The organism is uncultured Agrobacterium sp., from assembly GCA_913777615.1.
Classification (GTDB): domain Bacteria; phylum Pseudomonadota; class Alphaproteobacteria; order Rhizobiales; family Rhizobiaceae; genus Agrobacterium.
On sequence record CAJYTK010000005.1, the window covers coordinates 81025 to 95218 of the forward strand.

17 protein-coding genes and 1 tRNA gene are annotated in these 14194 nt (G+C 56.7%); 2 read left to right on the forward strand and 16 right to left on the reverse strand.

Features of this window, described 5'->3' with window-relative positions; translation table 11 throughout:
- Window positions 1-98: 98 nt before the first annotated feature.
- The 6 genes from QZ862_RS04125 to flhA are packed head-to-tail and all read right to left on the reverse strand — an operon-like array spanning window position 99 to window position 4866.
- Window positions 99-632: a hypothetical protein gene (locus QZ862_RS04125; RefSeq protein ID WP_296097705.1), complete on the reverse strand. Its 534-nt coding sequence runs from the start codon at window positions 630-632 to the stop codon at window positions 99-101.
- Complete coding sequence (locus QZ862_RS04130) at window positions 629-994, reverse strand: hypothetical protein (protein WP_296018273.1); 366 nt, start codon at window positions 992-994, stop codon at window positions 629-631. Before QZ862_RS04130 ends, QZ862_RS04125 begins: the two co-directional genes overlap by 4 nt.
- 23 nt (window positions 995-1017) lie before the next feature.
- On the reverse strand, window positions 1018-1572 hold the full coding sequence (locus QZ862_RS04135; RefSeq protein WP_296097706.1) for a rod-binding protein: 555 nt from the start codon (window positions 1570-1572) through the stop codon (window positions 1018-1020).
- Window positions 1573-1613: 41 nt separating this feature from the next.
- On the reverse strand, window positions 1614-2021 hold the full coding sequence (locus QZ862_RS04140; protein ID WP_296097709.1) for a hypothetical protein: 408 nt from the start codon (window positions 2019-2021) through the stop codon (window positions 1614-1616).
- 5 nt (window positions 2022-2026) lie between these two features.
- Window positions 2027-2779, reverse strand: coding sequence for a flagellar biosynthetic protein FliR (gene fliR / locus QZ862_RS04145; RefSeq protein WP_296018269.1), 753 nt, complete (start codon window positions 2777-2779; stop codon window positions 2027-2029).
- Entirely contained in the window at window positions 2776-4866 is a 2091-nt protein-coding gene (flhA, locus tag QZ862_RS04150) for a flagellar biosynthesis protein FlhA (protein WP_296018268.1), read from the reverse strand. The genes fliR and flhA overlap by 4 nt, the downstream gene beginning before the upstream one ends.
- 313 nt (window positions 4867-5179) lie before the next feature.
- Here flhA and QZ862_RS04155 point away from each other — a divergent pair, with 313 nt between their 5' ends.
- The gene (locus tag QZ862_RS04155; RefSeq protein ID WP_296097711.1) at window positions 5180-7360 is read left to right on the forward strand and encodes a DUF1217 domain-containing protein; all 2181 of its coding nucleotides are present in this window, start codon (window positions 5180-5182) and stop codon (window positions 7358-7360) included.
- A gap of 46 nt (window positions 7361-7406) precedes the next feature.
- Here QZ862_RS04155 and yacG read toward each other — a convergent pair whose 3' ends face one another.
- The 9 genes from yacG to QZ862_RS04200 form a co-directional block, all read right to left on the reverse strand.
- On the reverse strand, window positions 7407-7619 hold the full coding sequence (yacG, locus tag QZ862_RS04160; protein WP_296018266.1) for a DNA gyrase inhibitor YacG: 213 nt from the start codon (window positions 7617-7619) through the stop codon (window positions 7407-7409).
- A 5-nt stretch (window positions 7620-7624) separates the two neighbouring features.
- Window positions 7625-8248 (reverse strand): Maf-like protein, encoded by a 624-nt coding sequence (locus QZ862_RS04165; RefSeq protein ID WP_296080773.1) that lies wholly within the window; start codon window positions 8246-8248, stop codon window positions 7625-7627.
- Window positions 8249-8278: 30 nt separating this feature from the next.
- Window positions 8279-8497, reverse strand: a complete 219-nt coding sequence (infA, locus tag QZ862_RS04170) for a translation initiation factor IF-1 (RefSeq protein ID WP_027673809.1) — start codon at window positions 8495-8497, stop codon at window positions 8279-8281.
- A gap of 107 nt (window positions 8498-8604) precedes the next feature.
- Window positions 8605-9084, reverse strand: a complete 480-nt coding sequence (locus tag QZ862_RS04175) for a low molecular weight phosphatase family protein (protein ID WP_296080770.1) — start codon at window positions 9082-9084, stop codon at window positions 8605-8607.
- Between the two features lie 2 nt (window positions 9085-9086).
- Window positions 9087-9560, reverse strand: a complete 474-nt coding sequence (locus tag QZ862_RS04180) for a UPF0262 family protein (protein WP_296018260.1) — start codon at window positions 9558-9560, stop codon at window positions 9087-9089.
- Between the two features lie 3 nt (window positions 9561-9563).
- Entirely contained in the window at window positions 9564-10862 is a 1299-nt protein-coding gene (hisD, locus tag QZ862_RS04185) for a histidinol dehydrogenase (protein WP_296097712.1), read from the reverse strand.
- 140 nt (window positions 10863-11002) lie between these two features.
- Window positions 11003-11440 carry a DUF2948 family protein gene (locus QZ862_RS04190; RefSeq protein ID WP_296097714.1) on the reverse strand — a complete coding sequence of 146 codons (438 nt, stop codon included), beginning with the start codon at window positions 11438-11440 and terminating at the stop codon, window positions 11003-11005.
- Between the two features lie 177 nt (window positions 11441-11617).
- Entirely contained in the window at window positions 11618-12910 is a 1293-nt protein-coding gene (gene murA, locus QZ862_RS04195) for a UDP-N-acetylglucosamine 1-carboxyvinyltransferase (RefSeq protein WP_296097716.1), read from the reverse strand.
- A 150-nt stretch (window positions 12911-13060) separates the two neighbouring features.
- Entirely contained in the window at window positions 13061-13318 is a 258-nt protein-coding gene (locus QZ862_RS04200; RefSeq protein WP_296097718.1) for a hypothetical protein, read from the reverse strand.
- 141 nt (window positions 13319-13459) lie between these two features.
- Here QZ862_RS04200 and QZ862_RS04205 point away from each other — a divergent pair.
- Window positions 13460-13534, forward strand: a tRNA-Thr gene (locus QZ862_RS04205).
- A 230-nt stretch (window positions 13535-13764) separates the two neighbouring features.
- On the opposite strand, the gene fliQ is transcribed toward QZ862_RS04205, so the two are convergent.
- Complete coding sequence (gene fliQ / locus QZ862_RS04210; protein WP_296018251.1) at window positions 13765-14031, reverse strand: flagellar biosynthesis protein FliQ; 267 nt, start codon at window positions 14029-14031, stop codon at window positions 13765-13767.
- Between the last annotated feature and the right edge of the window lie 163 nt (window positions 14032-14194).

Genomic DNA, 14194 nt, shown 5'->3' on the forward strand with positions numbered 1-14194 from the left:
AGTAATTCCGACATCCGGACCGATGTTGCCGCGTGGGAAACTTGCAACTGGAATCGTCGGTCCGGACATTCCCCCCGTGTCTTTGCGGGGTGATGCGGTCAGTGTGATGGGCTGGCCACTGCCGGTTTCGGCGGCTCTGGATCGGTATTGATCACGATCTTCTGCGGCTTGCGCGTCGGGTCCTTGGAATCGATGATTTCCTTGGAGATGAAGTCCATCTGCTGGATCAGCACGTCCTGAACGAGCGGCTTTTCCATCCGCGCGTTGATGCCATCCTTGATCTTCGTTTTGAAGGCTGCCACATCGAACTTGCCCGCATCCTTCACGTCGAGGACCTTGTCGCCGATAAGAAGGCCGTAGAACTCGTCCGTCATGTAAGCCGGCATCGGAACGTTGATCTGTTTCATCATGACGGAATCGACCAGTAGCGTGGAGCGCACCAGAAAATAACCGGACACTTTGCCGCCGTTGACCACCGGCAGCGTCAGCAGATCGCCCTGAACATACTGCGGAGGCGGCGGCGCATCGGCCTTATGATCCTCAGCCGGCGGTTGGCCGAACTTGGCAGCAGCAAAGACCCCGCCAAGGGTCAGGATAAGAACCCAGACCCCCGTGGCAATCAGCTTAATCATTGCGCCTCACGAGCGAATTGTTGCAGCGAGTAGGTGCCGTCATCCTCGGCCTTTTTCTGGGCGTCCTTGAGCAGATCGACGACTGCCTTGACAGCCTTGAGGCTGGCCTCGACCCGACGTGTATTGATGGCAAGCTTGGCCTTGATGTCCAGGATTTGCTGTCGATGAGCGTCGGCGATCTTTGGCCCGTCGACATCGCGGATCAGCATGGTCAATTCATACAGGCAGCGGCTCTTATGGGCATTAGACAGTTTGAAATCGAAATCAGGCTCTTTACCGATCCGGGCATTCTCGTTGTCGATGACCGTTTCGAGACGGCCAAGAACAGCCTGAATTCTGTAGTCGTTATTGACAATTTCCATCTTGCTTCAGCTCTCCGCCTTGCTCAGCTTTGGGTTTTCTTGGTGTCGGTGTCAGAGAAGATGCGGCGCTGAAACTCAGTGACCATGCTCATCGCGATCTTCTTGTCGTCCTCATTGCCGGCCGACACGGGGGCTGCGTTGCGCTGGCGCTGGAGCGCCTGCGAGTAGACTTGTTCGGCAATGCCGATGCCGCCCTTCTTGGACATGGCGTCTGCCATCTGCTCGGACATCATGCCTTTCCAGAAGTCGCCGGCCACGCCCTTGCCGTAGACTTCCTCGGTTTCGGACGGCATCATGTTCTGGATGAAGGTGTTGAGTACGCTTGCTTCGAACTTCCGGTAGGTTTCGGGGATTTTCTCATGATCGCTCGACGCATGAACCCGAGAGAGGCCCGCCTTGCTTTCAGGCGTTTCGAAGCTATTGATGGCGGATGCAAAACCGGCATTGCTTGCCGTCAGCACCAAAGCTTCCTTCGTCGCACTAACCGCCCGCAGCTTTTCGCGCGCAGCGGAGACCTGCATAGGGTCGGCCGCATTGACCACATCAAGCACAAGATCGCTTGGAGGAGAAATCGCCACGTCGTCATCCTTTCACGTTTTGATCGGATGACGATAAACGCCTAACCTTGCTGGAGGCTGGACTTCAGGCTGATCTGCAGATCGACAAGTTCGTAGATGCTGTTGTCGTCACGCTCCCTCGCCTCATCTTCGCGGGCGCTGTCGCGTTTGTCCTCCAGCTTCTCGCCTTTCTTGGTTTCCTTCAGCAGCTGGTTTTCCTGAACCTGCTGAATGGCCTCCAGACGGACATCGCGGGCCATCAGACGACTGTGCCGCATCACATAATGTTTGAGCATATCCTGATGAAGCGGATCATAGGTAATCAGATAGCCGGTGAGCTCCTCGATCCGTTCGGCAAGCTCGGTCCGCTCGCGGGTGGTGATGGCCAATTCGTTCTCGACCATCTTCTTCAGGTGCCCCTGAACCTTTACCAATCTGTCGAGCTTCTTCGATTTCGATAGATCCGCCATGTCACTCACATATTCGCAAAAACGAGGAAGAAACCGTTGACGAACTGGTTCACCACCGCGGCGATACCGAAGTAGAGAAGCAGCAAGCCGCCTGCCAGAACATAGGGCGTGGAGATGAAGTAGACCGGTATCTGTGGCGCTAGCTTGTTGATCAGACCAATCGCCACGTTGAACAGGAAGCCGTACAGGATGAAGGGGCTCGCAACCCGGATAGCAACGTTCATGGAGGCCGCGAGCGTATCGGTGAGGCTAATCAACATGCGCTGCGCCGTCACGGGTCCGCCAAGCGGGATAGAGGTATAGGACTCCACCAGCGCCTTGAAGATCACGTGGTGAAAATCGAGAATGAACAGCAGCAGCAAGACGCCGAAAGTCAGCATGCTGGCAAGCTGGCTTTCCGAGGTATCCTCCAGCACGTCCTGCGCCGGTGGACCGGTAAACGCTATTGCCGTACCCATGACGGTTGCGGCAAACTGCATGCCAAGGAGATAGAGGTGGGCAATCAGTCCGAACATCGCTCCAACGAGTGTTTCAAAGACCATTGCCTTGAAGAAGGCGACGATATTGCCCTGCGTCACTGGATAGATCACATCCCACAGCAATGGCAGGAGCGCGAGCGACAGGGTCAAGGCAAGGAACAATCTGATCTGTACAGGAAGCCGGGCTGAAGAAAATCCAGGCATCGCCATAAGACAGGCGCCGATCCGGCAAAAGGCCAGGAACAGCGCCATGATGGTTCCTTGTGGATCCGAAATCATGAAATAGAGCCGAGTATCTTGATTTCCGTGCCCTTCGCCAGTTCGACATGCGACAACACGGGCAAGGTGCTGAAGAGTCGTTCCGTAATCATTCTCACATATGCGCGTGTTTCAGGCAGTGTGACAAGCACGAATGGCAGTCCGACATCCATATATTCACGGATTACTTTCGTCGCCTCGTTGCTGAACTCTTCGACCTGGCGCGGATCGATATCGAACTCGACGACATCGCCCTTCGGATCGCGTTTGAGCGCCTGCTGGAAGATCACGTCCCACTTCGTACCAAGACGCAAGACCCGCAGGACGCCATTGTCGGACAAGTCGCCGCAGATCTGCTGGGCCATGCGGATGCGCACGTGCTCGACGATCTGTTCGGTCTTGCGCAGGTGCGGTGCCAGTTCGGCGACGGCTTCGAGAATGAGATGCAGGTTGCGGATGGACACCCGCTCGGCCAAAAGAAGTTTCAGAATGGCCTGCAGGCCTGAATAGGACATGTGAGATGAGCAGATCTCGTCGGCCAGCTTCTTGTATTCCGGATCGAGCCGGTCGATCAGCACCTTGACGTCCTTGTAGGACAGCAGCATCGGAAGGTTGTTGCGGATGACCTCGCTGACATGCGTCAACAGAGCAGAAATATTGTCGATCGGGTGGAAGCCTTCGCGTCTCAGATCGTCGACGAAATGCTCCAGAACCGAGACGGCTGGCATGCCGAAAGCGGGTTCTCTGACATCGTCTCCAGGAACCGAAGGACGCCGGCCCTTGCCGGTAATGACGAGCACTTCACCGACGCGCAGCGTATTGGCTGCGACCGTCGTTCCATGGATGCGGATCTGGTAGGATTTGTCGGGAATGGCGATATCGTCGGTGACCTTGATTTCCGGCACGACGAAACCGTACTGCGCAGCGAACTTCTTGCGCATCTTGCCCACGCGGAAACCGAGTTCCTGATGCGCGCCAAGAAGTCGCGGTGACACCTGCTTGCCAAGTGCAAGCTCGATCTCCGTGGTGCGCAAGACGCTCTTGACCGTTTCGCTTTCAGCCTGGTTGGCGTCGGCCACCTTCTGGTCTTCTTCGGCCTGAGCGACGTCCTTATCGCGCTGCATCTGGCGAGGAATGAACCACGCGCCAAGCGCGAGGCCTGCACCGAGGGAAACGAAGGGCAGGAAGGGAAGACCCGGCACAAGAGAGAGAATGAACATCAGTCCGGAGGCAACGGACAGTGCCTTCGGATAACCGCTCAGCTGGTTGATGACGGCTGTATCGGTGGAGCCGAGGGTGCCGCCACGGGTGACGATAAGGCCAGCCGCCAGCGAAACGATCAGAGCAGGCACCTGCGTGACGATACCGTCACCAACGGAAAGCTTGACGAAGACGTCAGCCGCTTCGCCAACCGGCATACCGTGGCGGAAGACGCCGATGATGATGCCGCCACAGACGTTGATCATGGTGATGAGCAGACCGGCGATGGCGTCGCCGCGAACGAATTTCGACGCACCGTCCATCGCACCGTAGAAGGAGCTTTCCTCTTCCAGCTCACGACGGCGAAGCTGTGCTTCCTTCTCGTTGATGATACCTGCCGACAAATCCGCATCGATCGACATCTGCTTGCCGGGAATGGCGTCCAGGGTGAAGCGGGCGCCGACTTCTGCGATACGCGTGGCACCCTTGGTGATGACGATGAAGTTCACCACGATCAGGATAAGGAAGACAATCAGACCGATGACGAAGTCACCGGACATGACCAGGCTCGAAAAGCCTGCAATCACGCCACCTGCAGCGTCGTGGCCCTGGTGACCATGCGACAGGATCACACGCGTCGTCGCGATGTTGAGCGCCAGGCGGATCATGGTGGCGATCAGCAGGATCGTCGGGAATGAGGAGAAATCAAGCGGACGGTGAATCCACAGTGACACCATCAGGATCAGAACGGAAAAGGCGATGGAGAATGCCAGTCCCATATCGATCATGAAGGGTGGGATCGGCAGGAACAGAATGCACAAGATGGCAACGATGCCCGCTGCAAACCCAATGTCGCGTCCGCGCGGGGCGACTTTCGGAAGTGGCATTACGCTGGGCGGGGTAGCCATTCTAACTCCATCTCATCATGAGAACCGGCAGGCGATCCAAAACCTTCCCATCATGAAAAGGCTTGCCAACCTGTTGGACGCAGATCAACGACCGAGCAATAGCGCCTCAAGCTTGCGCGAGAGTGGAGGCAGGCATCATAAAGGAACAGTGGCCAGAAGAGATCAAAAAGCCCGCATTTTCCGGGTTTTACGGGCGAAAAAAGAATTTTTAGCTTTGGTCAACCGTCATCTTGTAATATGGTGGCGTGTAGTATTTGCGCCATGACCGCGTATCCGTAGACCATGAACGGTCTTCAACGAACTAAGGCTTGTCATGGTTGTGTCGACATATAACAGCTATCTCACCATTAACCGGGACATGAAGGCATCTCTGTCCAAGGTGGAGAGTCAGGCGTCCGTCAAGCGTGACACCGAATATTACGAAGCCAATATCGGCAAGGTAAAGACCGTCGACGATCTGCTTGGCGACTACCGGCTCTATTCCTATGCGATGAAGGCATACGGTCTCGAGGAGATGACCTATGGCAAGGCTTTCATGCGCAAAGTGCTGGAAAGCGATCTCAGCGACAGCAAGAGTTTTGCCAATACGCTGACCGACAAGCGCTATCTTCAGTTTGCCCAGGCCTTCAACTTCAAGGGCGAAACCAAGGTAGCGCAAAACACGGCGCAGGCGGATAGCACGACCGAAGCTTACAAGGCTTCTTTCACTGCCGAAGAAACGAACATCAAGACAGAGTCGGCCTATTTCGCCTCGCGCATCGGTACGGTGACGAGCGTTGACGATCTTGTCAACAATACGCGGCTGCGCGCCTATGTGCTTGACGCCGTCGGGCTTGATTCAACCTACACATCGAAGGCGTATCTGAAACAGGTCTTGACGAGCGATCTTAACGATCCCCAAAGCGTTGCCAACACGGCGTCGAACCCCGCCTGGAAGAAGCTCACGGGTCTGTTCAACTTCAATGCCGACGGAACCATAAACGGCCAGGCGCAGACAAGCGATCAGACGGAAGATCTAAAGCTCGACTACGTCGCCAGCATGTCGACCTATCCTTCCAAGACCTTGCTGGAAGCCAACCAACGGTACTGGGACAAGCATATTTCCCAGGTCCAAAGTGCGCAGGATCTGGTCAAGGACAGCCGTCTCGTCGCTTACGTCAAGACGGCCTTCGACCTTAACCCTGCCATTATGGCGAGCAGCGTTGCAAGCCTGATGTACAGCCAGAACTTTGCCACCACCTATGGCAACACCAAGTTGCTCTCTGCCTTCGAGTTTCAAAGCGACGGTTCTCTTGCCGCTGGCAGCACTCCCCAGACAGCGGCGCAGGCGAGCAGCCTGGCGACGCAATATGTGAAGGCGTTCACCAAGGACTCGGACAAGAAGATCGCCGACGCGGTGACCAACTACGAGAACCGCATCGCGAAAGTCACGAAAGTCGATGATTTCTTCGTTTCCAATGCGAAGGATGACGACAAGAACAACAATGCAGTGACCGAAATCTGGGATGTTGCACTGAGGGCGTTTGGCATCAATCCGGATGAAGTGTCGAAGTCCGAGCTCAAGAAAATTCTCTCAAGCGACGTCAACGACCGGAAAAGCTACGTCAACCGGCTGGGTGACGACCGATATGTGGAACTGGTCAAGGCTTTCAACTTCACCTCCACCGGCGAGGCGGAAGCGCCGCTGACGGCCCAGTCCGAGCGAATGGTCACCCAGGTGACCACCGACTACAAAGCGCTCAAGCTCAGAGGCTTGAGTGATGCTGCCAAAGAGACTGCCTCAAAGGCCGCCGATAAAGAGATTGCCTATTACACCTCGACTATTGCCAGCATCAAAACAGCAGACGATTTGCTCAAAGACACGCGCCTGACCAAGTTCGTCTTGGAAGCCAATGGGCTTGATCCGAAGGAGGTTTCGACCGCAGATCTTCGCAGGATGTTCAAGTCGGATCTCTCCGATCCGAAGAGCTTCGTCAACACGCAGAGCAGCAACAAATTCGCGGAAATCGTTGCCTCCTTCAACTTCAGCGACAAGGGGAAACTGGACGAAAGCACGATGAAAGGCGTTCAGCAGCGCGGCGCCATTCTGGAAACGACCAACCAGTATCTTCAACAGACATTGGAAGTTCAGCAGGGCCAACAGAATGACGGCGTTCGCCTCGCGCTCTACTTCAAGCGCAAGGCGCCAGAGGTTTCCAGCCCCTACGGTATTATCGGCGACACAGCACTCTTCGCGTTCTTCAAGACGACCTATAACCTGCCCTCCTCCATCGCCAACATGGATGTTGCCAAGCAGGCCGACCTCGTTAAAAAATATATCGACGTGAATAAGCTGAGCGACCCTGAATATGTCGACAAGCTGGTAAAGCGCTTCACCGCGCTTTATGACACGCAAAACAGCAGCACCCAATCCCCGGCCCTGACCCTTATGGGACGATCGGCGACAATCAGTGCGGATACGCTGCTTGCCGTTGCCCAGTTGAGATCGGGTTAAAGCTGCGTAATTTCAGGGGAGTTCTGTTTCCGAGCAGAAGCCCGGATCAATACTCGCTATCGGAATCGCTACGGCGGCGATTTTCAGCATGCTCTTCATCATCGGCAACAGGAATGGCGTAGGCGCCATTCAGCCAGCGCGCGAGATCGAGAGAGCGGCAGCGATCCGAGCAGAAGGGATAATCTTCCCGCGATGAGGGCTTTCCGCATTCAGGGCAAGGCTGCGCCTTTCTCAGCGGCGTGACTTTGGATTGGGACATGGCTTTCAGCCTTCCTGCCAGCCAGACGTCACCTCGAAGCCTTCACCGGCCAGAAGTGAGGCCGTTTCGTAGAGCGGCAGGCCAACCACATTGGTGTAGGAGCCGGTGAGTTTCTGAACGAAACAGCCAGCAATACCCTGTATCCCATAGGCTCCGGCCTTGCCGCGCCACTGGCCCGACGCGATATAGTTTTCAATTTCGGACTGCGACAAACGCTTGAAACGGACCTTGGTTTCGGCCACCTTCTGGCGAACCCTGCCACTGGGCGTGATCAGGCAGATTCCGGTATAGACCCAATGGCTTCTGCCGGAGAGAAGGTGCAAGGCTGCCGAGGCGTCTTCGATATATTCCGCCTTGCCGACAATCCTGCGTCCAACGGCGACGACCGTGTCCGATCCCAGAATATAGGCATCCCGCCAGGCCAGCTCGCCTTTGACCGCCTTGTAAGCGGCCTGCGCCTTCTGCAGCGACAAGCGCCTGCAGAGCGTGCGGGGATGTTCGAGACGCGCTGGGGTTTCGTCGATGTCCATCGGCATCAGCCGCGAAGGCTCAATACCAACCTGATGAAGAAGCTCAAGACGGCGTGGCGATCCGGAAGCCAGAATCAGCTTATGTTTTGGGTCTGTCATGCTCTGCCAGCCGTCCGATCTGTCGGGCGATTACTTGAAACGGTAGGTGATGCGGCCTTTTGTCAGGTCGTAAGGTGTCATTTCGACCAGAACCTTGTCGCCAGCGAGAACGCGAATACGGTTCTTGCGCATGCGTCCTGCCGTGTGAGCGATGATCTCATGCTCGTTTTCCAGCTTCACACGGAACGTCGCATTGGGCAGGAGTTCGGTCACGACGCCCGGGAATTCAAGGACTTCTTCTTTTGTCATATAGGTTTGTTTCTTCCTGTTGATGATGCCGGGCGAAAACTGCCCGGGAAAATTGCGCGGAAACTACACAATCGCCGCACATTTGTGAACCTAAATTGTCGTCTGCTTCAAAGCGTTTCCGAAAATGGCTGCGCGCGTTGCGGCAGACGCTCCGAAATGAGCTTTTTCAGGTGATCGCGAACCTCGCGATAGGCTTCCAGCCTCTGTTCTCTAGAGCCCGTCTCTACCGTCGGATCCATCGTCGGCCAATAGACGACATCGAGCGCATTGTAGCGCGTCAATTCGAGTGCGGCGTGATGGGCCTCGGGTGTCAGGGTTATGATCAAATCGAAGAAGTCATCTTCGATCTCATCCATCGTGCGTGGCTTGTGCTTGCCGAGCGTCAGTCCGGATTCATCGAGAACCGCATCGACGAAGGGGTCACGTTCGCCAGCCCTCACTCCAGCGGACTGGATATAAATTCCGGGCGCAACGAGCTGTTTGGCAAGGACTTCCGCCATGGGAGAGCGGATGGAATTCATCCCACACATAAACAATATGGCGCGTGGGGCCTTTTCTTTCAAGTCTGGAGCGCCCGAACCATCCATGCCTAACCCCGCCAATAAAGAACACAGACGAGGGTAAAGAGACGACGGGCAGTATCGAAATCCACCTTTATCTTTCCCGCCAAACGGTCCATCAGGGTCTGCGATCCATCATTGTGAATGCCGCGCCGTCCCATGTCGATCGCCTCGATCTGGCTTGGCGTGGATGAGCGGATCGCCTCGTAATAGCTTTCGCAGATCAGAAAGTAGTCTTTGATGATCCGACGGAAGGGTGTCAGCGACAGAATGTGTGTGGCCACATCTTGCTGTTCCTGCGTCGTGATGGAGAAGACGAGCTTTGCTTCCACCAGCGAAATATTGAGCCGATAAGGTCCGCCCTCATGACCGAGGGGCTCGAAGGAGTTTTCCTCAATTAGATCGAAGATGGCAACGGCGCGTTCGTGTTCCACGTCAGGCGTCGACCGGCCGATGCTTTCGTCCAGCACGACGTCGCAGAGTCTGAAGTCGCCTGCCGCCATCTCCTACCCTTCCGGATTTAGACGAATGGAGACCGACCGCGCATGCGCGTCCAACCCTTCCGAATTGGCAAGCGTGATGGCAGCAGGTGCGAGCTGGCGCAACTGATCGGGTCCAAGCCGCAGGATGGAGGTGCGCTTGACGAAATCCAGAACAGAAAGTCCGGAGGAGAAACGGGCCGACCGCGCCGTCGGCAGAACGTGGTTCGATCCGCCGACATAATCGCCGATGACCTCGGGCGTATGACGACCAACGAAGATCGCACCCGCGTTGCGAACGCCCGCCATCAGTGTCTCCGGGTCATCCACCGCCAGCTCGAGATGCTCGGCCGCGATACGGTTGGCCAGCGGAACAGATTTGGAGAGATCATCGACCAGAATGATCGCACCGAAGTCGCGCCAGCTTGCGGTCGCAGTTTCAGAACGCGAGAGCTGTTTCAGCTGTCTCTCTACAGCTTTTTCGACAGCGCGGCCTAGGTCTGCATCATCGGTGATGAGAATGGATTGCGCACCCGGATCATGTTCGGCCTGCGCCAGAAGATCGGCCGCCAGCCAGTCCGGGTCATTATGCCTGTCGGCAATCACCAGCACTTCAGACGGGCCTGCAATCATGTCGATGCCCACCGTGCCGAACACTTGGCGTTTGGCGGCCGCGACATAAGCATTGCCCGGTCCAACGATTTTGGCAACGGGGGCGATGGTCTCAGTGCCGTAGGCCAGGGCTGCGATAGCCTGCGCACCGCCTATGCGGTAGATCTCCTCGACACCGGCGATACGCGCCGCTGCGAGCACAGCCAGATTGATCTTTCCGGCGTTTGCCGGAACGACCATGACGATACGCTCGACGCCCGCGACCTTCGCCGGCACCGCATTCATCAGCACAGAGCTTGGATAGCTTGCAGTGCCCCCTGGAACGTACAGACCAACGGCTTCGATGGCGGTCCATCTGGAGCCGAGGCCGACGCCGATATCGTCTTCATAGATATCGTCTTTCGGCATCTGCCGTGCGTGATGTTTCTCGATCCGCTGCGCCGCAAGCTTGAGCGCATCCAGAACCTCAGAATCGACCGCGCTCACCGCCGCATCGATTTCCGCTTCCGTGACACGCATGGCGGCTTTTGAAAAATCCAGCCCATCGAACTTCAAAGAGTAATGCGCCAGAGCCTCGTCGCCGCGCTTGCGAATATCGTCGATAATGTCTCGCACGACAGCGTTCACATCCTCCGAAACCTCACGTTTCGTCGTCAGGAACGCAGCGAAATCCCGTTCGAAATCAGAAGACGATTGCTCCAGCCAGATTGCCACTTCACTTCACCCTTTTTGAAGCCTCCCGGAGCCGGCGAGGCGCAACTATCAGCCGCCTCGAAAGCAGACGGCACATGGGTATGTGGCATAAATCGAAACATGCGGGCAAGGCAATTCCCCGCCCGCCTCACCGCTTCTAATTAGTCCGCCGGATGGACGGGTCTAGACTCGGTTTCCCAGGCACCGCTCAGATCGGTCAACTGCGCCTCGATACATTCCACATCGAGCGCGATAGCCCCGCCTCCGGAGAGCGTGAGCTCAATTGTGCCGTCGGGTCCATCGCCCTTCTGGATGAAACGGATGGCAAGAAGCGAATGGACCTGTTCCTTGTCGTTGCGGTTGATGCCGCTGGAGCGGACTGACGCAACACGCTTCAGAACCAGCGCAGACCGGCACCGCTCCGGCGGATGGTTCTTTTTGCCGCCATGCTCCCAAACGAAACGGTTGGCTGACAGAACGAGCTGGCCGGGACGGGGATCGAAAGACACGTCCTTCAACTTGAAGACACTGTCCTGCATGTGAGTGGAAATAATGGCGAGATCCTCGCCATCCAGCGCCATGAGTTTAAGGCCGCTCATCGTTTCTTGGTCCTCATCTCGCGGACAGGTCCGCGCTCTCGCGTTCAACATATGCGAAGTACGACGCGCACCACACGGGTCGTTTGCGTCATCGTTCAAGTGGTTGATCTTGAGATAGGCAGTCGGGGCCGGTTCTTCAACGCACACGGCCCCTCGTTAAGGATCGGCGATGAAGGATCAGTCGCTAACGCGCTCGACTTTCGCGCCGCAGCGGTTCAGTTTTTCTTCGAGACGCTCGAAACCGCGGTCCAGGTGATAGACGCGCGACACCATGGTTTCGCCTTCGGCAACAAGTCCGGCAATGACCAGCGAAACGGATGCGCGCAGGTCGGTCGCCATCACCGGTGCGCCGCGCAGACGCGACACGCCTTCAATGCGCGCCATCTGCCCCGAGAGCGAAATCTTGGCGCCGAGGCGGGCCAGTTCCTGCACGTGCATGAAGCGATTTTCGAAAATCGTTTCGGTGATGTGTGATACGCCGTCGGCCCTGGTCATCAGGGCCATGAACTGCGCCTGCAAATCCGTCGGGAAGCCGGGGAATGGTTCGGTCACGACATCGACCGGACGAATGCCGTTGCCGTTGCGCACCACGCGAAGGCCGGTCTGCGTTTCCGTGATCGTGGCACCGGCAAGCCGAAGCGTCTCGATGGCGTTGTCGAGCAGCGAAGCGCGCGTGCCTTCAAGCACGACGTCGCCACCTGTCATGGCGACTGCCATGGCGTAGGTGCCGGTTTCGATGCGGTCGGGAAGAACGCGGTGGCGCGCACCGGAGAGTGAGGTCACGCCTTCGATGGTGATGGTCGACGTGCCTGCACCTTCTATTTTTGCACCCATGGCCGAGAGGCACTGGGCAAGGTCGACGACCTCGGGTTCGCGGGCTGCGTTATGAATGACCGTCGTGCCACGTGCGAGCGTCGCAGCCATGAGCATAACATGGGTCGCACCGACAGAAACCTTGGGGAAGGTGTAGGTGGCACCGATCAAACCGCCAGCGGGTGCGGTCGCATTGATGTAACCGCCGTCGATTTCCATTATGGCGCCGAGCGCTTCCAAGCCTTCGATGAAGAGATCCACAGGGCGCGTGCCGATAGCGCAACCGCCTGGCAGCGAGACTCGTGCCCTGCCTTCGCGGGCGAGAAGTGGGCCGATCACCCAGAAGCTGGCGCGCATCTTGGAGACAAGTTCGTAAGGAGCGGTCGTATCGACGATCGTGCGGCAGGTAAAATGCACCGTGCGGGAATAGCTCTCGCCCTGGCTTTCGCGGCGGCCATTGACGGAAATATCGACGCCGTGGTTGCCGAGAATGCGGATCAGCTGCTCGACGTCAGCCAGATGCGGCACATTTTCCAATGTCAGCGTATCGCTGGTCAGCAGCGATGCGATCATCAATGGCAATGCAGCATTCTTTGCTCCGGAAATCGGGATGATGCCGTTCAGCTCGTTCCCGCCTGTGATTCTGATACGATCCATTCGTCCCTTACGAGCGATGCGCTCGCCTTTCCTAAATGCCGGTAAGGCATGTGTTGGCGCCGGCCTGCCATTTCGGCAGCTCAGCTGAAAATACATGGTGCCGCCGACCTCACGAGCGAGTTCAAGCGGAAGATGAAATCCCTGTCCGGTTCAATTGTCCCCGGCTTGTTCTTGTCCGGACGATTCGTTCGTTTTTACGGCAGGAAGACCGATCGTGTCGTCTTCATTGCCGGCGCGACGCGCACGCAGCTGCTGTTTGCGCCGCGCAAGATTTTCACGCAGCTTTTTTGCCGCGCGTGCCTTGCGCTCCGCTTCTCGCTGTTTCGCCTTCTCGCCCGGTCCGCTCTGCCCGGATAGAAGCGGCTGTTGCGGGGTTTCGTCCTGATCTTCATCCATAGGCGGTGTCATAAACGAATTTCCCGCCTTTCAACAGTGGCCCTGTCTTTTTTCAGAAAGGTATGGTGAAGTCGCACTTTGACGCTTGCGCTCGTCAAAAACCTATGGCAATAGGCGCCCACTTGATGTCGAGGCGGCGCTTCGGCGACAGATGCTGCGGTAGCTCAGTGGTAGAGCACTCCCTTGGTAAGGGAGAGGTCGAGAGTTCAATCCTCTTTCGCAGCACCATTCATTCTCATGTAAATTTGCATTGTTTTCATCAGCTTTGGTCGCAGTTGAACCTCGCGTCCATCGATGATGGTCGCACCGATCCCGTGATCGTCATTGGAAAACAACGGTATCATGGTGGGTAACATATTTGACGCGTGCCCTATCCGGCACGTGCGGTTTGGACACGACATCCGATAGAACAGACAGGTGGCCATGGGCGGACCCGAAGGATCGCAACACGCCCCAGATCAGAAGCCGGACTGAACGCGGGAAAAGACGAGATTGGTGAAGAGTGCGATTTGCGCGCCGACGAAGGGCGCTGTGAAGCCGATGGCGACCATGACCGCGATGATCTTAGGAACGAACGTCAACGTCATTTCCTGAATCTGCGTCAGCGCCTGGATAAAAGCGATGATGATACCGACCGCCATGGCAGCAAGGACCGCAGGCCCCGATGCGATCAGCACCGTCCAGATCGCATTTTGCATAATATCGAGAGCGTCTGCCTCGTTCATCTCGGTCCGCTCATTCCGCTCCGCCAAATCATGCCGAGCTTGAATTATATGGGTGTGAGCCTCGGGCCAAGATCGGGTTTGACTCCGCGCAGCACGATGCATCAATTCAAAAATTAAAGCGTGCTTTACGGGTCCTAACGGACACGTTTCGCTCTAATGGCTG